Source organism: Bradyrhizobium sediminis (assembly GCF_018736105.1).
Lineage (GTDB): Bacteria > Pseudomonadota > Alphaproteobacteria > Rhizobiales > Xanthobacteraceae > Bradyrhizobium.
In genome coordinates, this window is sequence record NZ_CP076135.1 from 3,359,532 (window position 1) to 3,382,871 (window position 23,340).

The following is a 23,340-nucleotide window of genomic DNA, read 5'->3' on the forward strand; positions in this document are numbered from 1 at the left end:
ATGATGCATGGCGGCTTATTGGGTCGATATTCTGGCGTTCGGCTTCTTCGTCCTGGAATGGACGGTCTACGCCATCACGCTGGAGCATACCGCCTACGGCCGCGACAGCCTTTCTGCCCGCATGAACGTCTATCGCGGGGTCTGGGTCCGGCGCATGCTCGATCGCGAGGCCCGCATGGTCGACATGCAGATCATGGCGGCGTTGCAGAACGGCACCGCCTTTTTTGCCTCCACCAGCCTGATCGCGATCGGCGGCGCGCTGGCGCTGCTGCGCGCCACCAACGAAGCGCTTGCCGTGCTGGGCGCGCTGCCGGTCGATCTCACGCCCACACCCGCGCTGTGGGAAATCAAATGCGTCGGGCTGATCCTGATTTTCGTCTACGCCTTCTTCAAGTTCGCCTGGGCGTACCGGCTGTTCAACTACGTCGCCATCCTGCTCGGCGCAATGCCGCCGGCCCAGCAGCGCGACACCGCGGAAGCCGAAGCGCATGTCGTCAGGACCACAAGCCTGTTCGAAGCCGCAGGCAGGCATTTCAACCGCGGGCAGCGCGCGTTCTTCTTTGCACTGGGCTATCTCGGCTGGTTCGTCAGCCCCTGGGTGCTGTTCGTCACGACCGCGGCGGTCGTGATCGTCACCTGGCGCCGCCAATTCGCCTCGAACGCCTGGCGCGCGATGGGCAGCTAGTGGTCAAAATCCGACGCTTGGTACCCCGCGCCCTTTCCGAGCGCTGCCAACCCAGTTGCGGTCATTCCGCGAATGCCGATGCTCGCCTGCAAGCGGTCGTGGGAGGTTTCCAGTCAACCCATCCCAAACCGCAATATCGGTCGAGCACGTTATGGCCATGAGCGACTAGCTGGTGCCGCCACGGAGGAACGATGAAGGCGGCGGTTCAAAACTACCATGCCCGGATGCAGCGGGTGCTGGACTACATAGACCAGCATCTTGACGGTGATCTTGACCTGGAAACGGTGAGCCGCGTCGCGGCCTTCTCCAAGTTCCATTTCCACCGGCAGTTTACGGCTACCTTCGGGTTGTCCTTGCATCGTTATGTCCAGCTTGCCCGTTTGAAGCGTGCTTCGCACCGGCTGGCCTACAGGGACGACGAAAGCGTCACGGACATAGCGATGGACGCCGGTTATGACGCACCGGATGCCTTCGCCCGCGCCTTTCGGCAACGCTTTGGGCAATCGCCTTCGTCGTTCCGGAAGTCTCCCGACTGGGAGCCGTGGCTTGCGGCCTTCGGGCCTCTCGACAACGCGAGGAGCAAGCTCATGCAGAAGACTTTTACCACTGACGACGTGACGATCCGCGATGTGGCACCGACGCCGGTGGCCATCATGGAGCATCGGGGCGACCCGGCGACGATCAGCGCCACCATCCAGCGGTTCATCGCGTGGCGCAAGGCCGCTGGCCTGCACCCCAAGACAAGTCCGACCTTCAATGTCTGGCGTTCCGAGCGGCGTCCTGCGTCGCCTGCCGACTATAGCATGGACCTGTGTGTCGGGACCGACCGGCCGATTGAGGCGAACGGCGAACAGATCAAAGCCGGCGAGATCCCTGGCGGACGCTGCGCGGTGCTGCGCATCGTCGGCAACACCGACAATCTGGAGCCCGCGGCGCTCTACCTCTATCACGATTGGCTGCCGGCGAGCGGCGAAGAGGCGCGAGACTTCCCGATCTACTGCCAACGGCTCAGGTTTTTCCCGGAAGTGCCGGAGCATGAAGCGGTCGCGGAACTGTTTCTGCCGCTGAAATAACGCCCTCGGATGGCGGCTTGTCCCTTCCGATCGCGAGAAGCGAACAGGCCGCTATCCACCACCCCTCGCCGTTCCCGGCTTCCCCGCACAACGGCGGACCTTCGTCGCGGGCCCGGACGCCAAGCGGTACGAGTGCTGCGAGCCGAGGAATTCTACTTTGCATGGGGTTGTTTTCGCGATTTTTTGTAGCGGCGCTGCGGTGGGCGCTGCGCCGCGTCCGCGGCGCATATCGTTGGTGCTTCGCGCTTGCGGCGAATTAATTCAACTCCAACCCACCAGCTCGCCTAGCCCGAAAAATCCTGCGGCGTGAAACTGAGGTCGAGCACCTTCCATTCGCCGTAGCGGTCCGCCGGCAGCATCGCATAGGGCTGGCATGCCTGCAGCGCGCCGATGGCGCCTTGCATCAGCGCCGGCCCCTTTGCCGACGCGCTGGCTTCGATCAGCACAGGATCCGCCGCGAGCCTGCCTTCGGGCGACAGGTACACCCGCAGCTTGATCCGGAGGCGGTCCGATGGCGCGATCGATTGCGGCAGCCTCGAGCATGTCCTCAGATGCCGCCGGAACTCCGCGACGAGATTGGATGCGATGTCGGCCGATATTGACGCGGGAGCGTCGAAGGAATCGCCGGGCTTGCTGCCGGATCCCGCCGGGGACAGGTCCTGCGGCAAGCCAAGCACCACTTGATACTTGACGGACAGATCGGGCTCGGCAGGCGCGTAGGCCGGCTTCGATGGCGGCTGCGGTGGCGGCTGGGCTGCCGCCATCTTTCCGGCGGAAGGCGGCGGCGACGGCGCCGCTGGCTCTTTAGACCGAGCGGCCGCCTCTTGCGGGGCGGCGGCCGGCGCCGGTGAGTTCTCAGCGGCGGATTTCGCCGCAAGATCGAAGGCATCGGAAGGCTTTGCCTCGGGCGCCAAAGCCGGCTCCGATTTTTTCTCCGCGACTTCCTCCGCGGTGACGATATCGACGGCGATCGGCTCGGCCGTCACCGCGCCGAACGGATGCACCTCGCCAAACAGCAGCACCAGTATCAGAACCGACAGATGCGCGATTGCCGATGCCGCGATGCCTGTGCGTATGGTCTGCCTGGGTTCCACCGTACCGGAGAATAGCGGACGCCGCGGCAGGCTCAATCCCATTTCGGCGCGAAGCCATAATCGGTCAGCCGGCCGCTGGCGCTGCCCAGCCCGGAGATCCGGTCCATCTCGTCATCGGACAGCACGAAGTCGAAGATCTCGATATTCTCCGACAGCCGCTCGATTTTCGAGGTCCGCGGTATCGCGGCGACATTCTGCTGCACCAGCCAACGCAGGCAAACCTGCGCCGGCGTCTTGCCGTGGTTTTTTCCGATGGCCGCCAGCGCCGGATCGGTCTTGATGCGGCCCTTCGCGATCGGGCTATAGGCGACGACGGCCATGCCGTGACGGGCGCAAGCCTCCTTCACCTTGGTCTGGTCGAGATAGGGATGGTATTCGACCTGATCGCACGCCAGCGGTTCCGGGCATTTGGCGACGGCCTCATCGATCAAGGCCACGGTGAAGTTGGAGACGCCGATATGCCTCGCCATGCCGAGTTGCCTGACATGCGCCAGCGCGCCCAGCGTCTCCGAAAGCGGCACCTGCGGATTGGGCCAGTGCAGCAGCAAGAGATCGACTTCGGACAGCCGCAGCTTGGTCAGGCTTTCCTTGGTGGAGCGCTCGAGATCGTTCGGCGCGAAATGCGTGGTCCATATCTTGGTCGTGACGAACACCTCGTCGCGGCGGATCCGCGACGCGCGCAGGCCCTCGCCGACCTCGCGTTCGTTCTCATAGACCTGCGCGGTGTCGATGTGGCGATAACCGAGCCGCATCGCCTGCTCGACCACGCGCGCACAGGTCCTCCCGCGCAATTCCGAGGTGCCGAGCCCGATCGCGGGGATTTTGGCGCCGTTGGCCTCGATGAATTGCATGGACCGATACTCATGCCAAATCCGACCGCGATTATGTCCCGCCGGGATCGCGCTGCCAACATCGGCCCGCGAAGTTGCGATGGATTGTCCGAACGCGGTCTTAAGATTGTGCGGGCGATCGTCCGTTGAAATCGCCTGCCGTGATCAAGCTCTGCTTAATCACGCCCTGATCGGGTCTCGATCAGGTCTCGATCAGGTCCTTGCCAAGGCGGCGAAAACCGTCTCGGGAGCGGCGGCGATCACGGCGAGCAGCGCCCGCGCCGGTCCGCGTGGCATGCGTTTGCCCTGCTCCCAGTTGCGGATGGTTTCGACCGGCACCCCGAGCCGCGCGGCGAATTCAAGCTGGGTCAGGCGGGCGCGCTGGCGAAGGTCGCGGACCACCGGCGGCGCCGCCTCTGCCGGCCCGGCCGGGAGCAAGGCCGGCGCGAGCGGAAACTCCTGCCCGTCCCGCAATTCGACGATCCGTCCGTCCGCCTTCAGCCGTAAGCGCCGCATGTCCGATCCCCTGCGCAGGATTGTCGGCGATGCGCGTTAAGTCTTGATTAACGATACCGGCACCGTGCGGCGACCCGAAAACGCGCTATTTCAGCCCGAACCACAGCGTGGCGATGCCGAGGAACGAAAAGAAGCCGACCACGTCGGTAATCGTCGTGACGAAGGTGCCCGATGCCACCGCCGGATCGGCGCGCACCCGCTCCAGCACCATCGGAATCAGAATGCCGCCGAGCGCGCCGGCAACCAGATTGCAGATGATCGCAAGGCCGATCACCACGCCAAGCCCCGGGATCTGGAACCAGGCCACCGCGGCGATCCCGGTGATGACGGCAAAGGCAAGGCCGTTGACGAGGCCGACCAAGCCTTCGCGCATCACCACGCGATAGGCGTTGTTCGGGCCCAGTTCGCGGGTCGCCAGGGCGCGCACCGCGACCGTCATGGTCTGGGTCGCGGCATTGCCGCCCTGGCTGGCGACGATCGGCGCCAGCACCGCCAGCGCCACCATCTTTTCGAGCTGGCCTTCGAACAGGCCGAGCACCGAGGAGGCCAGAAAGGCGGTGGCCAGGTTGACCAGCAGCCAGTTGAAGCGGCCCTTGGCGATGGTCCAGACGCTGTCCGACAGTTCTTCGTCCGACGTGACGCCGCCCAGCGCCTTCAGGTCTTCATCCGCTTCTTCCTCGATCACGTCGACCACGTCGTCGATGGTGATGACGCCGACCAGCCGGTCTTCGGTATCGACGACGGGAGCCGCGACCAGATTGTATTTGCCGAACAGCCGCGCCACCTCCTCCTGGTCGTCCATGACCGAGACGCGGCGGCGGTTCTCGTCGATCAGTTCGGCCAGCAACACCGGCCGGCGCGCGCGCAACAGCGCATCCAGCGACACCGCGCCCTGCCAGTGCTGGGCGGCATCGATGGCGTAGATTTCGTAGAACCGTTCGGGCAGGTCGGGCGTTTCGCGCATGTAGTCGATCGCCTGCCCCACGGTCCAATTGGGCGGCACCGCGATGAATTCGGTCTGCATCCGCCGGCCGGCGGAATTCTCCGGATAATCCAGGCTGCGCTCGAGCGCGTCGCGCTCCGACGGCGGCAGCTTCTCGAGGATTTCCTCCTGGTCCTCCTCGTCGAGGGCCTCCAGCAATTCGACGGCGTCGTCGGATTCCAGTTCACGGACGCCCTCCGCGACCGTCTCCGGTTCGAGTTCCTCGAGGATCTCCTCGCGGACGGAGTCGTCGACCTCGTTGAGCGCCGAAAAATCGAAATCGGCGCCGGTCAATTCGACAAGGCTGACACGGTCTTCGGGTTCGAGCGCCTCGATCAGGTCGCCGAGGTCGGCTTCATGGAGTTCGGCGACGATGGCGCGCAAAAATGCGGCATCGGCGGATTGAACCGCGCGCGTGATTTCCGCGACGAATTCGTGACGAATCCCGCCATGTTCGTCGCGCATCGGGTGACGGTCGAGCAGCGACGCGTCGGCGGCCTGGGCAGTGTCGAAATCTTCGGCCATACCGCGCCTCGCCGTTTGACAGAATTCGCGAACTCGTCAGAGTTATCGCTTGACGCATTACCCAATCGGCAACACCTAGCGCAATGAAAAATACGCGCGGACGAGCATGAGCGCTGAACTGATGAAGATGCTGGGAATCGCACTCGTCGCCTCGATCGCGTGGGCCACGGCGGCGCAGGCGACGGACTGTCCGCGCCCGGGGACGCTCGGCACTTCGCGCGTTCTGACCGTCGATCCCGCCGCCACGCCGCGGGTGGGCCTGAAGAGCTTCCCGCAGACCCTGCCGCTGGCAGATCATGAGGTGGTGCTGACCTTCGATGACGGCCCGTGGCCCGCGACGACGTCGCGGGTGCTGGCGGCGCTGGCGCAAGAATGCGTGCGCGCGACCTTTTTCCTGATCGGCAAATCGGCATCGGAGCATCCAGCCCTGGTTCGGCGTCTCGCAGCCGAAGGCCACACCATCGGCCACCACACCTGGACGCACCGCAACCTCAAATACGCGAAGCCGGCTGATGCCGAGGCTGAAATCGACAAAGGCATCGCCGCGGTCGAGAAGGCGCTTCACGGGGCCGCCACGTCGACCCCGAGCACGCCATTCTTTCGCTTTCCCTATTTCGAGATGTCCCCTCAGGCGCTCGAGAAATTGGGATCGCGGCGAATTGCGGTGTTCGGCGCCGACCTGTGGGCAAGCGACTGGAATCCCATGCCCCCGCAGGCGCAATTGAAGCTGCTTGCCGACCGGCTCAAGGCCGCCGGCAAGGGCATCATCCTGCTGCATGACCCCAAGGCACAGACCGCGGCCATGCTGCCGGCCTTTCTGCGCTATCTCAGGGAAAATCGCTATCGCGTGGTTCATCTGGAGCCGGCGCGCAGCGTCGGGCTCACCCGCGTCCCCTAGGCTGGAATTATGTGCAAAAATCGGGCAGTTAAGGCTGCGTTCATGGCGCGGGATGTAATTTTTCGCGTAAACGGAAATGACGGTGTTGCATGATCGGTAATGTGTCGCCTGGAGTACGGACCCGGCACCGGATTGCGCTGTGCCTGGGGCTGTTCGCCTGCACGGCCGCGCAGGCGGCGCCAGCGGCCGATTGCCCGGGCCATCCCGATGCGCTCGGCACCTCGCGAACCCTGGTGGTCGATCCGAAGGATCATCCCCGCATCGGCACCATGCAATATGGCGAAACCCTGCCGCTTGCGGACGGCGAGGTGGTGCTGACCTTCGACGACGGGCCGCTGCCGCGGCACAGTAACCAGATTCTGCAAATCCTGGCTTCGCAATGCGTGAAGGCGACCTTCTTTCTGGTCGGCCGTCAGGCCCAGGCCAATCCGGAAGGCGTCCGCAAGGTCCGCGACGCCGGCCACACCGTCGCCACCCACAGCCAAAACCATCCGACCAACATGCACCGCTTGCCGATCGAACGCGCCCGGCAGGAGATCGACGAAGGCATTGCGTCGGTATCCGCGGCGCTGGGGGACGGCAGTGCGCCGGCCCCGTTCTTTCGTTTTCCCGGTCTCGCGCGCGCCGACGGGACCGAGGAGTACGCCGCCTCGAAGGGTGCCCAGATCTGGAGCGCCGACTTTCCGGCCGACGACTGGCGGCCTGTCTCCTCGTCGCGGGTCTATGAACTCGCGATGCAACGGCTGCAGGCCAAGGGAAAAGGCATTCTCCTGCTCCACGACATCCAGGCGCGAACGGTCGCCGCCTTGCCGAAGATCCTGCATGAGCTGAAAGCGCGCGGCTATCGCGTCGTGCACGTGGTGCCGGCCACTTCGGAACTGGCCGCGACGCCGACCGAGCCGCAGCAATGGCTGTTGCACCCGCCATCGGAAAACGTCGCGATCTCGCGCTGGCCGAAGATTCCCAAATTCGTTTTTGCCGAGACCGGGATGTTGCCGGTCCCTGCGGTGTCCGATTCGTACTGGAATGACGACTGGCCGGCGCCTCTCGATCGCGCCAAAGCCAAGGGGCGCGCGGGCGCCGTTCCGCTGCCGCGGCAGGAGCCCTGGCCCCGGCAGATGCCGCTGCCGCTGCAAAACGCCGCCATCGCCCTGCCCGTGCCGGCCCAGAGCGTTTTCGAACTCCGGGATCGGCCGCAACTGGCGGCCCGGGCCGTCGCGCTCCCTTCGCGCCGCGTCCGAAAAATGGCATCTGCCGGGCATGGCAAGGCTGGCATACAGCAGGTCTCGATGGAGGCTGGCGCGTCCCGGCGGGCGGTCGCCGGAAAGCCGCATCCCGGAGGCGTCAGCCGAGCAGCCGCGTCACACACCACCGGTCGCGCAAGCCAGCACGCGGCGCAGCCGGGCCGGCGTTCCCTGAAGCGGTTGGTTCAGGTCAAGAAAGGGAGCGTGTGACGGATCAATCCGTCACGATCTTCGCCACGCAAAGCAGCACGACCATGGCGAGGAAGAACAGGTCGATATAGGATTTCGCTTCGCCGTCACGGCGAAGCGCCCCCACCTCAACGACGATTTGCTTGCGCGCGGAGGCAGCGCCTGGACCTTCCGCCGCCAGCCCCGCGAGGCGGCGCGCCTCGAGCTCGAGCCGCTCGATCTTCTGGAAGAAGTGGAACGAACGCAGCGCCGAGATCGCGCGCATCGAGGCGTAGACCAGCACCAGGATCGCTATGATCGCGCGGTGCTGATACTTCTCCATGTGATTCAGGCTGTAATAGACCAGCGCCAGGAAAGCGAAGTTGGAGACGATCCGGTAGATGTAGCCCAGGATTTTCATGCGTGTGATCCGATCGATAGTCAGCCTGGCATTTGAGCGAACGCAATTTGGGGAATGACCGCCGGCGGCTGGTATCGCTGGCCAAGACTCCCGCTTCAGTCGATCTATGCCGACTTCGTACTGTACGGCGACGTCCGTGCCGTTCGGCACCGGCGGTTGGACACCGGCGCATAGGCTTAACGGGCCAATGCTTTCATTTGCGTTTCCCGCCGGCGCCCCCGCGGTCAGCCTACATTTGGCGCCGGCCGACGCGTGGCGCCTGCGCTTCGGCTGCTCCGGCCTGGACTTATCTGATTCACGCTTGCCCGAATTTGCCGCGCTTGCGATCTCTGCGTGCATTTCAAGTACCAGGACGGCAACAAAGAGAGAAATCTCGCGCATCGTGAACGTATTGCCGTCTATTCTTTGGTAATGTTAACAGGGCATTACTTGTGCTAAATGGCTCCGTAGCTGCGATACTGACGGTCTGATTTCATTAACCTTTGCGATGGCCTTTTGAATTTCGTCGAAAAATTCGATTCTGAGTCGTTCAGCGGCCGGGGTTTGTCCCCCGGCGCGCTCGACTCGTTTTCCGTGGATGTCCATCCAAAGGGCGGCGCCGGAAACGGCGGGCCCGACACTATTGTCGTCCCGGACGCCCATCTGCTGTTTTCGGGCGACTACAAGCGGTCCGGCCTGGATCTGACGCTATCGAAGGACGGCCACGAATTCGTGGTGCGCGACTACTTCCGCGGCGAGAACCGGGCCGCGCTGGCTTCTCCTGACGGCGCCAGCCTGTCCGGCAAGACCGTCGCGGCGCTCGCCGGTCAGGTCGACTATGCGCAGGCCGGCGGCACCCCGGCTCCGGACCAGATCATCGGCCACGTCACCAAGCTCGCCGGCAGCGCGACCGCCATTCGCAACGGCGTCTCGATCACGCTGAACGTCGGCGACAACGTCCACAAAGGCGACGTCGTCCAGTCCGGAGCCGATTCGTCGCTCGGCATCACCTTCATCGACGGTACCGTGTTCGGCCTCTCCTCGAATGCGAGGATGGTGCTGAACGAGATGATCTATAATCCGACCGGATCGAATAATTCCTCGCTGCTCACCCTGGTGCAGGGAACCATCTCGTTCGTTGCCGGCGCGACCGCGAAGCACGGCGACATGAAAGTCGAGACGCCGACCGCCACCATGGGTATCCGCGGGACGGCGGTTCTGGTGGAGATCGATTTCGACATCCCGCAGTCGGGCCTGGCGCCGCCGGTATCATTCCGGGTTCTGGTCGAGCCGAACGGCGTGACCGGCGAATATGTCCTGCTCGACAAACTGACCCTGCAGCCGATCGCGACGGTGAACCAGGCCGGAACGCAAACCATCGTCAACGGCCAGGGTGTCGTCACCTTTATCGCGTCGGCCCAGATACCCGGCGAAGCGCAGAGGCTGATCAACGAAATATTCGCCCTGAAGTTCACGGACGCCAATCCGAAGAACATCGGCATTCCGCCGCTCGACTCGATCACGCCGGAGACGTTCGTGGTCAAGCTGACGGACGGCACGCCGATCAGCCTGACCATGATCCTGGTCAACGTGGCCGGGTTGGGCCCAGTGGCGCCACCGCCTCCGAGCGGCGGAAATAATCGCTTCCACCTCAACATTCCGCCGGAGCTTGTCGCTTTCGGCAACAGCTTCACCGAGCGGTCGGGCACCACAGGCAATGCCGCGCTGGACACCGTGTCCGGCATCATCCGTTTTGCCGACATCAATCCCGAAGACCTTCCGACGGTGACGGCCAGCTTCGATTCCTTCGTCTACCGCAACGCCCAGCAGGCCATCGTCACTTCATCGCTGACGGCGGAGCAACTGGCCGCGATCGCTGCGGTAGATGTCCCGCTCTCGGTGATCCCGGATGGCAACAACACCAATATCGGCTTCGCGACCTGGATCTACAGCGTTCCGGATCACGCGCTCGACTTCCTCGCCGCCGGCGAGCAATTGACGCTGACCTATATGGCGCGGGTCGACACCAATTACAGCGAATACAATACGGTCGTCGTGAAGCCGTTCACGATCACGATCACCGGCACCAACGACCTGCCGACAGTCTCGGCTACCGGCTCGGCCTTTATCGAACTGCTCGGAACCAACAATCCGGTGACGGATCATGCCGAGGGCGTGATCACGTTTACCGACGTCGACCTCACGGACCGGCCGACCGTGACCGCACCGTTCGCCGGCTACGTCTACACGGCGGCCAACGGCTCGCCGCTGACGCTGACGCCGGCGCAGGAGGCCGCGATCGAGGTGGCGCTGAGCCTGACGCCGGCGACGACCAACACCCACGATGGCTCGGTGGCATGGTCGTATGACGTTCTCGACAGCAACTTCGACTTTATCGCAGCCGGCGAAACGCTGACCCTGACCTACATGGCAGTCGTCGACGACCATCATGGCGGCGTCGTCACGATACCGCTGACGCTGACGATCTCCGTTGCCGGCACCGACGACATCCCGACGATCACGGCGACCAGCGGCGGCTTTGTCGAACTCCTCGGCACCAACAATGCCACGTCCGATCATGCCGGCGGCACCATCGTCTTTACGGATGTGGACCTGACGGATCGTCCGACGATAACGGCGCCGTTCTCGGGCTATAGCTATACGGCCGCCAACGGCACTACGGCGCTGACGCTGACGCCGCTGCAGCAAAGTGCCCTCGCGACAGCGCTGGCGCTGACGCCCTCTCCGGCCAACGCCAACAACGGATCGGTCACATGGTCGTATGACCTCGCCGACAATCAGTTCGACTTCCTCGCCCTCGACGAAACGCTGGTGTTGACTTACACCGCCACCGTCAACGACGGCCATGGCGGCATCGTCACCACGCCGGTTACAGTCACCATCCACGGCACCAATGACGCACCGACCATCACGGCAACCAACGATTCCTTCACCGAGCTGGCCGGCACCAACAATGCCATATCCGACCATGCCGGCGGCACCATCACCTTTGCCGATGTCGACCTGACCGACCAGCCGACGATATCAGCGCCGTTCTCGGGATATACCTATACTGCAGCGAACGGTACGACAGCGCTGACCCTGACGCCAGCGCAGCAAAGCGCGCTGGAAATCGCGCTGACGCTGACGCCTTCGCCGGCCAACGCCAACAACGGATCGGTCACATGGTCGTATGACCTGACCGACAATCAGTTCGACTTCCTCGCCCTCGACGAAACGCTGGTGTTGACTTACACCGCCACCGTCAACGACGGCCATGGCGGGATCGTCACCACGCCGGTTACAGTCACCATCCACGGCACCAATGACGCACCGACCATCACGGCAACCAACGATTCCTTCACCGAGCTGGCGGGCGCCAACAACGTCGCGCTCGACTATGCCGGCGGCACCATCACCTTTGCCGATGTCGACCTGACCGATCTACCGGCAGTCACCGCACCATTCTCGAGCTATAGCTACACGGCCTCAAACGGCACCACGGCGCTGACCCTGACACCGGCCCAGCAGAGCGCACTGGCGATCGCGCTGACGCTGACGCCTTCGCCGACCAATGCCCACGACGGCTCGGTCACGTGGTCGTATGATTTGGCCGACAGCAATTTCGATTTCCTCGCCGCCGGCGAGACGCTGGTGTTGACTTACACCGCCACCGTCAACGACGGCCATGGCGGGATCGTCACCTTGCCAGTTGCCGTGACGATCCACGGCACCAATGACATCCCGACGATCGCCGGCGTCAACTCCGGCGACGTCACCGAAGACGTCGCGGTCGATGGTACCAACCACATCAATGCCACCGGCCAGCTCACCATCGCCGACGCCGATACCGGTCAGTCCAACTTCACCGCGCAGGCCGGCACCGCCGGCAGCAACGGCTATGGCAGCTTCATACTCGCCGCCGATGGCAACTGGACCTACACCGCCGACAACACCCAGGTTGCGATCCAGCAGCTCGGCGTCAACGATACCCTCACTGACAGCTTTACCGCCGTCTCCTCCGACGGCACCGCAAGCCAGCTGGTCACCGTCACCATCCACGGCAGCAACGACGCGCCGGTGATTTCAACGGCCAATCTGCAGGTTTCCGGAACCAGCCAGACGACGGTCAGCGGGCTTTCAATTTCCGATGCGGACGTATCGCCCCCCGAAAGCTTCACGATTAGTGCCGTGACGGCAGAGGCCGCCTCGGGCAGCAGCGTGACGCCTGCGACAGGCACTGGCACCCTCGCCGACATCAACACGACGTTGGGCACCGGCATCGTCTATGATCCCGGCGCGACGCCGCCGCAGACCGATATGGTCACGTTGACCGTTACCGACGCTTCCGGCGCTACCGACATGGTGAATTTCATCTTCAACGTCGCCGATCCGCCTGCGAGCACCCCGGTGACCCTGGCGAGCACATCCGGAAACGACGTGCTGTTCGGCACCGGCTATGAGGACCAGTTCGTCTTCGCGGCCAACTCCAATCATGACACGATCATCGATTTCACCGCCGGAACCGATCACATCGATCTGAGCGCGCTTTCCTCGATCGTCGACTCCTCGAATATCAACACCTTCCTGACGAATAATGTGACGTCGCTCGGCAACGACACTCTGATCACGCTCGACAGCAACGACAGCATTATCCTGCGCAACGTCGCTTACAGCAGTTTGGGTACCAGCGACTTCATCGTTCACGTCTAGCAAGCACCGTTGCCGGCGCCGGCTTCGATTTCGGCAATGAAATCACCAAGGTCGATCAAAATTCGTTCGCGGGATGTGTCGGCGATTCCGGCAAGCGCATGGGGAGCGGTCACGCGCCTCAGGCGCATGCCGGAGTTTTCCATGTGGCTTGATCGCTGGCTGTCAAAAACCAACCGGAAAGCGAGACCAGCCGTAGGTTGGGCAATGGAACCGAAATCGGAGGCATGTCAACGTTGATTTATGGTGCGCTCGGAGGGTGTCTCATAGGCGAGCAATTTCAATCGGTTGGAATTCAGGTGGGAGCGTACCGGCCCGTTAAGACCTAACGACTTTTTTGAGGAGTACTCCCACCCAGCAGAAAAAGCCGCTGCACCTGAGGACGACATCAAAGGCATGGGGTTGGAGATGCGACGGGTGATGGTCGAGTCGGACATGCCGCAGTAGTAGCGGCATGTCCGTTATCGAGGGTGAAGCGGAAGTCGTATTTCGGGGCCGTCACGTCAGCTTTTGACCCGAACCGGACATTGGGCCAATTACCGAATGGGGCAAAACCGGCATTGACGGTCGTGGGTACCCGCGCATGAAGGCGATGATCATCGCCACCGGACCCCAAGGTTTTCCGATTGTTTAGCCCGCACGGCGTCTCTTTGATCCAAGTCAAGGACAGCGTCGCCTAATGAGGCACCGTTTCCATGGGGGACTTGGGGATGCTGCATTACCGGGCTTACCTTCTGGATGAACACCGCCACGTTATATCCGCGGCTAATCTTTATTGCGCCGATGAGCAGGCAGCAAAAGAAAGCACCCAGCAATTAGTTGACGCCAACGACATGGAGCTATGGCGACTTGATCGCCGGATAGCTATTTTCAAACCACGTACTCGCCCTTCCTCAGACTTCGGTGTCAAGGCAGCTGTTGACCCGATTCGAACATTTAGGGCGACCCGCTCATAACGGTCTGGTTCCTGGTTCGAGTCCCGCCCACCAATGAAATCAGTGAGACTTGTCGATCTTGATATTTTCTACGCCGCCAGAAATTCCGACAGGATCAGGAACGATCTCGGCGCAAATAACAAAGTCATCTCAAGCCGACCGTGCGCAACGGTGCGCTTGCAGGTTTGCTGTCGGAATGTCGCCGCTCGAAGTCCTGCTCGTCACCCGATCGCTAGCAATGTACGCTTTTCCCTCGATATTGTTGCAAAGGTCTTTTCGGGGTCGCGAAGGAAAATTCTTAGTGCCGCTGATCCGCTTTACGCGCGACGACGGAAGGGACCTTATCGCTCCATCCAAAATCGATCACCGGCCTCCGTAGTGGCGTTGACAAGCGACGCCGCGGCAGAGAGGTCAAAAGATCAACTTTCGCGAGATTTTTGGGGTTTTTCGCTGTTCGACTTTTGCAACAATATCCCCTCAACAGCGGACTTCCCGCAACGCAACCGTTCACGTCCGCTTTGCGCAGAAGCGGACATTTGCTCATTCAATGACTTTGTCGGCGCACGGGAATATTGTCGGTGGCGCGTTGAGCCTGGTGCCTTGACAATCTTAAGATTGATAGCCCTCCGAGGATGAGACCCGGTCAACGACTTTTACAATGGCTCCTTGATACCAACACTGTACATATCGGCAGGCTTCCTTTCCGAGTTGGAACCAGCGCGAGCGGACACCACCGGTTGTTTCGACCACGAATCTTGGTTGATCGACGCAGAATGACTACGTACGGCGTCGCCTGATCTCGAGACAAGGGATTCGATTCCCAGCAGAACCGCGGTCATCAGGATGTAGATGCAGATCGACCAGGCTTTCCACCGTCGCCACGTCTTCCTGTCCGTCGGACTTAGTTCTGGTAGATATCTCTTCACTGCTAGCTCCGATGCTCTGATTGCGAAAGGCCGGCGGCATCCGCGCTGTGCCGCAATCTCAATTGCCGCTGAAAATGAAATGATGGATAGCGGTGATGAGGTAGAATGCGAGCCAAACACTCGCCACGATGATCGTTCCCCGATGATCGTAAGGCGGAATGCGGTCCTGCCCGGTCCGGGGCTTGTCGAATGCGATGAGATCGCGCTGGCACCGAACTGATTGCGTTGCGGCTTGCCGCCGCCGCCGCTCATCGGCGCGGTTTCGGTCCATCTGTATCGCATTTGCTGTGGTCTGCATGATGACCTCCGGGGCGCCGCTGATGTCTAGGCTCGCTGAAGGCGCCGCATCATCCGATTGGATGATGCAATCGGTGGCGTTGCTCCGTTGCTTTTCGGCCGTGCTGCCAGGACGCCCCGTCAGCCGACGATGATCGCGGAGATCATTTCTGACGATAAGCATGACAAAACAGCCAGTGAAAGCATCAGCCCGAGCAGCGTGAACAGGCATACAGTAGCCAGATCCGGTGCGATGGTTGCGGCAGATGCTGCCCGAACGGTTCGCGTGAGAGTGGTGGACATCGTCTACTCCTGAGTAGGAGGGACATGAAAATGGATATGGCGTTCGTGGTCGGGTGAGATCGTCGGGTTCAATCACCGTCGGAAAACACGAATGTCATGTCGTGGACCTTCTCCACCGGAAGGATTTTGGTCTGCGCCACGGAGACACCCACACTCCCGGCGGAGCCGAGGTTCGCTGCGGCCTTCGGAGCGGAGAAGAAGGTCAGCTTCACGCCGAATCCGACCAGGATGACAGTCGCAATCGCGATAACGGGATGGGAGCGCATGATGGTTCTCCGATTTTCGCGGCCGGGGATATCCCGGCCAATCGATCGAATGAAACCAATTGAAGCTTGCCACCGTCGTCGCCGGCGTTAGTCGGCCGTTACAACGACGTTATTTTTGCTTGGGGCCGGAAAAAGGTGTAGAATTTTCCTAAAGGGGATTGCCGTGCAAATCTCGCGTCTGCCAATCGACGGAGCGCCCTCCCCAAAGTTTGGTCTTTCGCTGCTGGGAGGCTTCGAACTGACCGGACCTGATGGCGTTGTCGAGCTGCCGAGCAAGAAACTTGCAGGTTTGCTGGCTTATCTGGCTTGCAACCTCCGGCCGCAGTCGCGTGAGAAGCTGACGGCCCTGCTGTGGGGTTCGCATTTCGAAGCGCAGGCAAAACAGAACCTGCGCCAGGCCCTCTTTCGGCTCCGCAAAGTGCTCGGTCAGAATACTCTGGAGAGCGACGGCGAGGTCGTATCACTGAACGCGGCGAGCGTTTCGTGCGATGTCCGCCGCTTCGAGACCCTAGTTCGTGAGGGCAGCCGAGAGGCCCTGAGTGCGGCAACCGATCTCTACCGGGGCCGGTTGATCGATGACGTTACTGTCGGTGAAGCGGGCTGGAACGAATGGATTGCCGGCGAACGCGAAAGGTTACTTGAACTAGCCCTTGGCGCTCTGGTGGGCCTCGGCGAACAGGAGCTGGCCGCAGGCCGTGCCGAACATGCCCTAAAGGCCGGCCAGCGCGCCATCGCGCTCAACGACATGCGAGAGGACGCCCATCGGCTGGTCGTACAGGCGCTGGCTGCCACCGGACGCAAAGCCGAAGCGCTCACCCACTACCAGGACCTCGTTGTCCTGTTGAAGCGGGAGCTGAATACGGAGCCCGACGGAGCGACCAGATCTCTCGCTGCCGCGCTGCGCGGCACGCCATCGTCAGGCAGATCTCCCGCCGTTGGGGAGATCGCTAAGCCTGCGCTGCCAGAGCACGACCGGCCTTCGGCCGCTGTGCTGCCCTTGGCACATACAAGGGGAGACCACGAGCAGAAGGTGAACACCAACACCCCCGAAGCGCGGAGCGATGCGGTATCGTCTGTGGTGGCAGTCCGCGCGGGTGGCCTCGAGCGGCGACAGCTAACGATCCTGGTTTGCAAAATGGTCGACTCAACGCCGCTTTCGGCGCGCCTCGACCCCGAGGACATGCGTGATGTGATCGCTGCCTTCCACAAAGTGATCGCCGACGCGGTGGCGCGATTTGACGGATTTGTCGCTCAGTACCAGAGCGATGGCGCGGTCGTCTATTTCGGTTACCCTGAAGCGCATGAGTACGAAGCTGAGCAGGCCGTGCGCGCCGGTCTTGCGATCCTTGCCGCTGTTGGCTCGCTAAAAGTCTCTTCCGGCATTCCCCTTCAGGCACGCGCCGGCATTGCCACCGGCGTAGTCGTCGTTGGCGAGCAGATGGGGAGCGCCGACGTCGTGCCAGCCGTTGCGATCGGCAAGACGCCAGACCTCGCGGCGCAAATGCAGGCGGTGGCTTCGCCCGGCGAGGTCGTCATCGCGGGCAGCACACGGCGGCTGGTGGGACGGATGTTCGACTGCCGCGCGCTCGGTGCCCACGAGGTGAAGGGGCTGCCGCAACCGGTGGAGGCGTGGCAGGTGCGCGGCGAAGCGGCCGGCGTCAGCCGGTTCGAGGCGCGGCGCGTAGGCGCGCTGCCCCCGCTCGTTGGCCGGCAGGAGGAGATGGATCTACTGCGGCGCCGTTGGAATCAGGCCAAGCTCGGCGAGGGACGGGTGCTGCTGCTCTCCGGCGAGCCTGGCATCGGCAAATCCCGAATCGCTGAAAGCCTGCTGGCAGCGCTCGAGGGTGAGCCGCATGCGCGCATGCGCTATTTCTGCTCTCCCCACCATACCAACAGCCCACTCTACCCGTTCATTGCGCAGCTCGAGCGCACCGCGGGCTTCGAGCCAGGCAACAGTGCGGCAGCGAAGCTCGACAAGCTCGGGGCTTTACTCAAGCTGACGGCGAGAAATGCGCCACGCGATCTGGCATTAATGGCCGATCTCCTGTCTATGCCGACGGACAGTCGCTACCCGGTAGTAGAGGGCAGTCCGGAGCAGAAGCGAGAGATGACCCTCAGCGCTCTACTGCACCAGCTGGAAGGAATGGCGGCGCAAAGTCCCGTGTTGATCCTATTTGAGGACGCCCATTGGATCGATCCAACATCGCTGGACCTGCTCGATCGAGCGATTGACTGTATTGCTAAGCTGCCAGTGCTGATGGTCGTCACGTTCCGGCCGGAGTTTCAGCCAGCCTGGATCGGTCAGCCACACGTGACGATGCTGCCCTTGAACCGCCTCGGCCGGCGCGACAGCGCCGACATCATTGGGGGCGTTGCCCAGGGCAAGACGCTGCCCGACGTAGTCGTCCAACAGATCCTCGCGCACACCGACGGCGTGCCGCTTTTCATCGAAGAGCTGACCATTACGCTGCTCGAGAGCGGACACCTGCGCGAGACCGCCGACGGTTATGTCCTCGATGGGCCGCTACCGTCGCCCGCTATACCGACGACGTTGCAGGCCTCGCTCCTGGCGCGTCTCGACCGGCTCGCATCGGTGAAAGACATCGCTCAGATCGGGGCGGCGATCGGGCGGGAGTTCTCCTTCAGGCTGATCGCTGCCGTATCGGCGATGCCGAAGCAGGAGCTCGCGGCCGCACTCCGCAAGGTCGTAGCCGCAGAATTGATCTTTCAGCGCGGGGCGCCACCCAATGCCACCTACCGCTTCAAGCACGCGCTGGTGCAGGATGCGGCCTACGCCAGCCTGCTGCGCAGCCGCCGCAGCGCGCTGCATGCGACGATCGTGAAGCAGCTCGTCGGCGTCAGCGACACTGAGGTCAAGCCGGAACTGCTGGCGCACCACTGCGCCGAGGCGGGCATGGCCGAGGAGGCCGTGCGCCACTATCTCAAGGCGTCCGAGCAGGCGGTCGCCCGCTCGGCGCTGACCGAGGCTGCGGTATTGCTCGATAAGTCGCTGGGGAAAGTGGCCCAGCTCCCAACCGGTCCGCCGCGCGACCGCATGGAACTGGAAGTACAATCTGCCCGAGGCGCCGTTCTTATAGCGGTGAAGGGCTTCGCGGCCGCCGAGACCGGTCAGGTATACGCCCGCGCACGAGATCTCTGGGATCGCCTCGACCGGCCGCCGGAGTTCCTCCTGAGGACGGCTCGTGGCAGGTGGTCACTCCACACCAATCGCTCTCAATTGCTTGAGGCGCAGTCCGTTGCCGAGGATCTCCTGGAGTTCGGCCGGGCGCATGGTGGTGACACAGCCGGCCTGATCCTCGGGTATTTCACACGCGGCCTGACACATGCGTACCGTGGAGAGCTGCAGTCGGCGCGCGCGAGTCTGGAGGAAGTGATCGGCCTCTACGATTTGGCGGCCCACCGCCAATTGTTTCGGTATTCTGGTACTGATCCCTATGCCATAGCTTTGGCCTCAATTGGCCAGGTTCTGTTGTTTCTGGGTTACCCCGACCAGGCGCTTATGCGTGCCGAAGCGGCGATCAGACAGGCGCGCCAATTGGCGCATGCACCGACGGTGGCGCAATGCCTGGCATTTGGTGCTGCGCGGGCATCGACTCTTGGGGATGAGGCGCAACTCGCACACTGTGAGCAAGAGCTCCGCACATTGACCGAGGAGCACGGGTATGCCCAGTGGTCGGCGCTCGTTCCCATCTTTGGCGGCCAACTGCAGCTAATGCGCGGTGAGGCCAAGGCAGCGGTCACGCTCATTCGCCAGGGCCTTGACGCCCGTCGCGCAACTGGAGTGACCCTTTTTAACGCTGACTTCGCTATTCCGCTCGGCGAAGCCCTGGAGAAAGACGGCAAGTCGGGCGAGGCGCTTGCCCTGCTGGACGAACAGATTGTCTTCGTCGAGGAAACGGGTGAGCTCTGGTGCGCAGCCGGACTGCATCGCCTCCGTGGCCAGCTGCTCCTCAAGGGCACCGTGCCGGATTTCGCGGGGGCGCAGGCGGAGTTTGTAAAGGCCATCGACGTTGCCCGCGGACAGTCGGCAAAGCTATGGGAGCTGCGCGCCGCTGTCAGCCTCGCCCGCCTATGGCGCGACCAGGGGAGGCATGCTGAAGCCCGTGATCTACTCGCGCCTGTCTATGGCTGGTTCACCGAGGGCTTCGACGTGCCCGATCTCAAGAACGCCAAGGGGCTACTGAACGAGCTAGCCTAAGCTCATGTCGCCGGCCGCGATGATCTACCGCACGGGATTGCGCAAGGCGGCGGCGACCGAGGTGGCCGACAAGGAGGCGACGCACGCGCAGTTGAACTCGATCTTTGGATGGAAGGGCGATCAGATGGCATCGCTCTATACCGAGAGCGCGAACCGGAAACGGCTGGCGGCAGGCGCGATCACAAAGCTGTCCCGGACAAAAAAGCGAACCGCTATACTCCCACCTTCCTAGAGGTAAGAGTCTTAAACCCGATTATGCAATGATTTCGACGTTAGGTTGGTGCGCTCGGAGGGACTCGAACCCCCACGATGTTACTCACTGCCACCTCAAGGCAGCGCGTCTACCAATTCCGCCACGAGCGCTTTGTTGGGATCGGCGCAGGACGCGCCAGACCGGATCAACGGCGCGGGATGTAACAAATCAATGGTGGGGGGACAAGGGCTGCCGTCGCGGGATTAGGTCCGGCCGAAAGCTGTGGAAATGCAGGGGAATCCCGGCCCGGAAGCTGGCCTACCGGGTGCCCGGCGATTTCGGCAGCATCTGCTTGACCTCCACCGCGATCCGGTTGCGGTCGACCAGCACCACGCCGCTGGCGATCGGCAGGTTGTTGGCGAGGATCTTGACCTCGTCCGCCTCGGTGGCGTCCAGTTCGATGATGGCGCCGCGGCTGAGCCGCATTACCTGATGGATGGGCATCGTGGTGGTGCCGAGCACCACCATGAGGTCGACGCTGACTTTATCGAGGGTTGGCACTGGCGACCCGGACTGACTGACAGAGGCAAAATTGCTGATTTTGAGATCACCACGTTATGGTTAGCCAATGGTTAATGACCGCCAAGACCTCGATTTGACGCCGTTTTCGGGCCCTTCCGGCGCGGGCGCGGTCGAATGGCTGATCTCGGACGTGCCGGTACCGTATCCGGAGGCCGTGGCGGCCATGGAGGCGCGAGTCGCTGACATTGCGGCCCATGAGGCCCCCGAACTGGTCTGGCTGCTGGAGCACCCTCCGCTCTACACCTCCGGAACCAGCGGCCGGGATGCCGACCTGCTCGATCCCCGTTTTCCGCTGTTCGCCACCGGGCGCGGCGGCCAGCTCACCTATCACGGCCCCGGCCAGCGGGTGGCCTATGTGATGCTCGACCTGAAGCGACGGCGGCCGGACGTGCGGGCCTATGTCGCGGGCCTCGAGCAATGGATCATCCGGACGCTTGCCGCCTTCAACGTGCGCGGCGAGCGCCGCGAGGACCGGGTCGGGGTCTGGGTCAAGCGGCCGGACAAGGGCCCGGGCCATGAAGACAAGATCGCCGCCATCGGGGTGCGGCTGCGGCGCTGGGTGTCGTTCCACGGCATCGCAATCAATGTGGAACCCGACCTGACCCATTTCCAGGCCATCGTGCCTTGCGGCATCGCCGATCCGCGCTACGGCGTCACCAGCCTTGCCGATCTCGGCCATCTCGCGAGCATGGCGGATGTCGACATCGCGCTACGGCAGGCTTTTGGCGAGGTGTTTGGATCGGCGAAGGCTCCGTTGCCGGAAGCGACCATCTAACAGCCCGGCGACGCCATCGGCACTTCATGCCGCGCCATCCAGGTTCAGGCCGCGTGCGATGCCGCCGGCAGACAGGCTGCGCCTGGATCGGCTTCCATGTTTCGATAGCTAGACAGCCACGGCGGTCCAGCGGCTCGACCTGACGTCAGAGACTGATCCCGAACTTGGCAAGAGCCCACGCGGTGACGAGGTACAGCGCCGTCGTCAGCACGCAGCTTGCGCCAATGCTCGGCCAGAAGCCCACACCGGCCCGCAACATCGCCGGCAATACCAGGAACATCGGAAGCGATGGCAGCACATACCAGAAGGTCGACTGCGCATGATCGGCAATGCGCTCGATATCTCCGGTATCCCGCCAGAGCCAAAGGATCCCCAGCAAGGACACCAACGGCAGTGACACGACCAGCGCGCCGAGAGCAGGACTGCGCCTTGCCACTTCGGAAACAATCGCGACGATCAGTCCGGATAACAGGCATTTGACAATGAAGTACGTCATACGTGGCCCCATCCTAGATCGTCGGCAGCACCGAAAACCGTTCGCCCGGCCACCGCAAATTCAGCGCGTCGGAACCGGCGGGTTCTTCCGTCACGGACTCGACGCGCGCCGATGGCGGACCGCGCCGGCATGCCGCGATCATATCCGCCACGACATCCGCCGGCCCGGCAAACAACGCCTCGACGCTGCCGTCCCTGCGGTTGCGCACCCATCCCTCCAGACTTTGCACCCCCCTCGCCCGGTGCTCGACCCAGGCCCGATAACCGACCCCCTGCACCCGGCCCCGCACCGTCACCTGACAGATCGCGCCGCTCATCTAATTCTTGAGCCCCAAGTTCTTGAGCCCCAGGAATTCGGTGCTGCGCGCCTTTACATCCGCCTCACGCATGATGCGGCCGGTTAGTCCGGACGAGGCAAGGCCTTTCAAGGCCTTGGGCGACTGGCCCTCGCGCAACGCTTTAAGCGTCTCGTAAACGGCTAACGCAGCGGCGGCGAACGGCGCATGGCCTTGCAAGGCGATCCGCACCCTTTGACCCCCGAGGTAAGCGGGCTCGGTTATTTCCTCGGGCGAACCGCCCAGCACGATCGGTAGCCGGGTGGCGGCAGCAATGGCTTCCAGCTCGCCCCGCGTCTTCACCCCGGTGAAGAACAAGGCATCGACGCCAACAGCCTCATAGGCCCGGGCGCGCGCGATCGCATCCTCGATCGAGGTCACCGACGCCGCTCCGGTGCGCCCCATGATGACGAGCGAGGGATCGCCGCGCCCGTCCAGCGCCGCCCTCATCTTGCCGACACCCTCCTGCAGCGAGATCAGCTGGGTTTTCGGCTCCCCGTAAGCCTGCGGCAGCAGGGTGTCCTCGATGGTGAGACCGGCGGCGCCCGCCGCCTCCAGTTCCTGCACCGTGCGTCGGACATTGAGCGCATTGCCATAGCCGTGGTCGGCATCGACCAGCACCGGCAAGCTTGCCGCGCGCGCCATCCGGCGCATCTGTTCGGCCAGTTCGGTCAGCGTAATCAGCGCGATGTCGGGATCCCCTAACACAGCGAGCGAAGCCACCGAACCGCCGAACATGCCGAGTTCGAAACCGAGGTCCTCAGCGATACGGATCGAAACCGCGTCATAGACCGAGCCGGGGCGGATGCATGCCGATCCCGACAGGAGCGAGCGCAAAGCTTCGCGGCGCTTCCGGAAGGCCATCGCGGAACCTCTCAATTGATCGTCATTGCCTGCGACAAACGCGAAG

At 63.0% G+C, this 23,340-nt stretch carries 21 protein-coding genes and 1 tRNA gene; 8 read left to right on the plus strand and 14 right to left on the minus strand.

The annotated features are described in order from the left end of the window. Nucleotides 1-7: 7 nt before the first annotated feature. Both KMZ68_RS16115 and KMZ68_RS16120 read left to right on the plus strand, forming a co-directional pair. Nucleotides 8-685 (plus strand): DUF599 domain-containing protein, encoded by a 678-nt coding sequence (locus tag KMZ68_RS16115; RefSeq protein ID WP_215612233.1) that lies wholly within the window; start codon nucleotides 8-10, stop codon nucleotides 683-685. A gap of 191 nt (nucleotides 686-876) precedes the next feature. Beyond that, on the plus strand, nucleotides 877-1,758 hold the full coding sequence (locus KMZ68_RS16120) for an AraC family transcriptional regulator (protein ID WP_215612234.1): 882 nt from the start codon (nucleotides 877-879) through the stop codon (nucleotides 1,756-1,758). A 284-nt stretch (nucleotides 1,759-2,042) separates the two neighbouring features. Here KMZ68_RS16120 and KMZ68_RS16125 read toward each other — a convergent pair whose 3' ends face one another. The 4 genes from KMZ68_RS16125 to mgtE all read right to left on the minus strand — a co-directional run bounded on the left by KMZ68_RS16125 (nucleotide 2,043) and on the right by mgtE (nucleotide 5,705). Then, nucleotides 2,043-2,888, minus strand: a complete 846-nt coding sequence (locus KMZ68_RS16125) for a hypothetical protein (protein ID WP_249779374.1) — start codon at nucleotides 2,886-2,888, stop codon at nucleotides 2,043-2,045. Beyond that, nucleotides 2,885-3,703, minus strand: a complete 819-nt coding sequence (locus KMZ68_RS16130) for an aldo/keto reductase (RefSeq protein ID WP_215612235.1) — start codon at nucleotides 3,701-3,703, stop codon at nucleotides 2,885-2,887. Before KMZ68_RS16130 ends, KMZ68_RS16125 begins: the two co-directional genes overlap by 4 nt. A 192-nt stretch (nucleotides 3,704-3,895) precedes the next feature. After that, nucleotides 3,896-4,198 (minus strand): helix-turn-helix domain-containing protein, encoded by a 303-nt coding sequence (locus KMZ68_RS16135; protein ID WP_215612236.1) that lies wholly within the window; start codon nucleotides 4,196-4,198, stop codon nucleotides 3,896-3,898. A gap of 85 nt (nucleotides 4,199-4,283) precedes the next feature. Beyond that, the gene (gene mgtE / locus KMZ68_RS16140; RefSeq protein ID WP_215612237.1) at nucleotides 4,284-5,705 is read right to left on the minus strand and encodes a magnesium transporter; all 1,422 of its coding nucleotides are present in this window, start codon (nucleotides 5,703-5,705) and stop codon (nucleotides 4,284-4,286) included. Between the two features lie 127 nt (nucleotides 5,706-5,832). Here mgtE and KMZ68_RS16145 point away from each other — a divergent pair, with 127 nt between their 5' ends. Together KMZ68_RS16145 and KMZ68_RS16150 are read left to right on the plus strand one after the other, a co-directional pair. Next, nucleotides 5,833-6,603 (plus strand): polysaccharide deacetylase family protein, encoded by a 771-nt coding sequence (locus KMZ68_RS16145; protein ID WP_215616363.1) that lies wholly within the window; start codon nucleotides 5,833-5,835, stop codon nucleotides 6,601-6,603. Between the two features lie 89 nt (nucleotides 6,604-6,692). After that, the gene (locus KMZ68_RS16150; RefSeq protein ID WP_215612238.1) at nucleotides 6,693-8,057 is read left to right on the plus strand and encodes a polysaccharide deacetylase family protein; all 1,365 of its coding nucleotides are present in this window, start codon (nucleotides 6,693-6,695) and stop codon (nucleotides 8,055-8,057) included. Nucleotides 8,058-8,061: 4 nt separating this feature from the next. Here the strand turns inward: KMZ68_RS16150 and KMZ68_RS16155 are convergent, their stop codons facing one another. After that, nucleotides 8,062-8,436 (minus strand): hypothetical protein, encoded by a 375-nt coding sequence (locus tag KMZ68_RS16155; RefSeq protein ID WP_215612239.1) that lies wholly within the window; start codon nucleotides 8,434-8,436, stop codon nucleotides 8,062-8,064. Between the two features lie 573 nt (nucleotides 8,437-9,009). On the opposite strand from KMZ68_RS16155, the gene KMZ68_RS16160 reads away from it, so the two are divergent. Next, complete coding sequence (locus KMZ68_RS16160; protein ID WP_215612240.1) at nucleotides 9,010-13,128, plus strand: VCBS domain-containing protein; 4,119 nt, start codon at nucleotides 9,010-9,012, stop codon at nucleotides 13,126-13,128. Here KMZ68_RS16160 and KMZ68_RS16165 read toward each other — a convergent pair. From KMZ68_RS16165 to KMZ68_RS16180, 4 genes are all read right to left on the minus strand, one after another. Continuing rightward, the gene (locus KMZ68_RS16165) at nucleotides 13,125-13,271 is read right to left on the minus strand and encodes a hypothetical protein (RefSeq protein ID WP_215612241.1); all 147 of its coding nucleotides are present in this window, start codon (nucleotides 13,269-13,271) and stop codon (nucleotides 13,125-13,127) included. The genes KMZ68_RS16160 and KMZ68_RS16165 overlap by 4 nt on opposite strands. A 1,773-nt stretch (nucleotides 13,272-15,044) precedes the next feature. Continuing rightward, nucleotides 15,045-15,284, minus strand: coding sequence for a hypothetical protein (locus tag KMZ68_RS16170; RefSeq protein WP_215612242.1), 240 nt, complete (start codon nucleotides 15,282-15,284; stop codon nucleotides 15,045-15,047). Nucleotides 15,285-15,403: 119 nt separating this feature from the next. After that, nucleotides 15,404-15,565: a hypothetical protein gene (locus tag KMZ68_RS16175; RefSeq protein WP_215612243.1), complete on the minus strand. Its 162-nt coding sequence runs from the start codon at nucleotides 15,563-15,565 to the stop codon at nucleotides 15,404-15,406. A gap of 68 nt (nucleotides 15,566-15,633) precedes the next feature. Further along, complete coding sequence (locus KMZ68_RS16180) at nucleotides 15,634-15,831, minus strand: hypothetical protein (protein WP_215612244.1); 198 nt, start codon at nucleotides 15,829-15,831, stop codon at nucleotides 15,634-15,636. Between the two features lie 163 nt (nucleotides 15,832-15,994). Here KMZ68_RS16180 and KMZ68_RS16185 point away from each other — a divergent pair, with 163 nt between their 5' ends. Continuing rightward, a complete protein-coding gene (locus KMZ68_RS16185; RefSeq protein ID WP_215612245.1) occupies nucleotides 15,995-20,050 on the plus strand; it encodes a BTAD domain-containing putative transcriptional regulator in 4,056 nt (1,351 codons plus the stop codon). A 4-nt stretch (nucleotides 20,051-20,054) separates the two neighbouring features. Continuing rightward, on the plus strand, nucleotides 20,055-20,282 hold the full coding sequence (locus KMZ68_RS16190) for a hypothetical protein (protein ID WP_215612246.1): 228 nt from the start codon (nucleotides 20,055-20,057) through the stop codon (nucleotides 20,280-20,282). Between the two features lie 46 nt (nucleotides 20,283-20,328). Here the strand turns inward: KMZ68_RS16190 and KMZ68_RS16195 are convergent. Both KMZ68_RS16195 and KMZ68_RS16200 read right to left on the minus strand, forming a co-directional pair. Then, nucleotides 20,329-20,413, minus strand: a tRNA-Leu gene (locus KMZ68_RS16195). Nucleotides 20,414-20,561: 148 nt separating this feature from the next. Further along, complete coding sequence (locus KMZ68_RS16200) at nucleotides 20,562-20,804, minus strand: FliM/FliN family flagellar motor switch protein (RefSeq protein ID WP_029584764.1); 243 nt, start codon at nucleotides 20,802-20,804, stop codon at nucleotides 20,562-20,564. Nucleotides 20,805-20,871: 67 nt separating this feature from the next. Here KMZ68_RS16200 and lipB point away from each other — a divergent pair, with 67 nt between their 5' ends. Continuing rightward, nucleotides 20,872-21,600: a lipoyl(octanoyl) transferase LipB gene (lipB, locus tag KMZ68_RS16205; protein ID WP_215612247.1), complete on the plus strand. Its 729-nt coding sequence runs from the start codon at nucleotides 20,872-20,874 to the stop codon at nucleotides 21,598-21,600. A gap of 145 nt (nucleotides 21,601-21,745) precedes the next feature. Here lipB and KMZ68_RS16210 read toward each other — a convergent pair whose 3' ends face one another. The 3 genes from KMZ68_RS16210 to KMZ68_RS16220 are packed head-to-tail and all read right to left on the minus strand — an operon-like array spanning nucleotide 21,746 to nucleotide 23,294. Continuing rightward, entirely contained in the window at nucleotides 21,746-22,096 is a 351-nt protein-coding gene (locus tag KMZ68_RS16210) for a DUF3147 family protein (RefSeq protein ID WP_215606288.1), read from the minus strand. 13 nt (nucleotides 22,097-22,109) lie between these two features. Next, nucleotides 22,110-22,412, minus strand: coding sequence for an acylphosphatase (locus KMZ68_RS16215; protein WP_215612248.1), 303 nt, complete (start codon nucleotides 22,410-22,412; stop codon nucleotides 22,110-22,112). Further along, complete coding sequence (locus KMZ68_RS16220; protein WP_215612249.1) at nucleotides 22,413-23,294, minus strand: isocitrate lyase/PEP mutase family protein; 882 nt, start codon at nucleotides 23,292-23,294, stop codon at nucleotides 22,413-22,415. Between the last annotated feature and the right edge of the window lie 46 nt (nucleotides 23,295-23,340).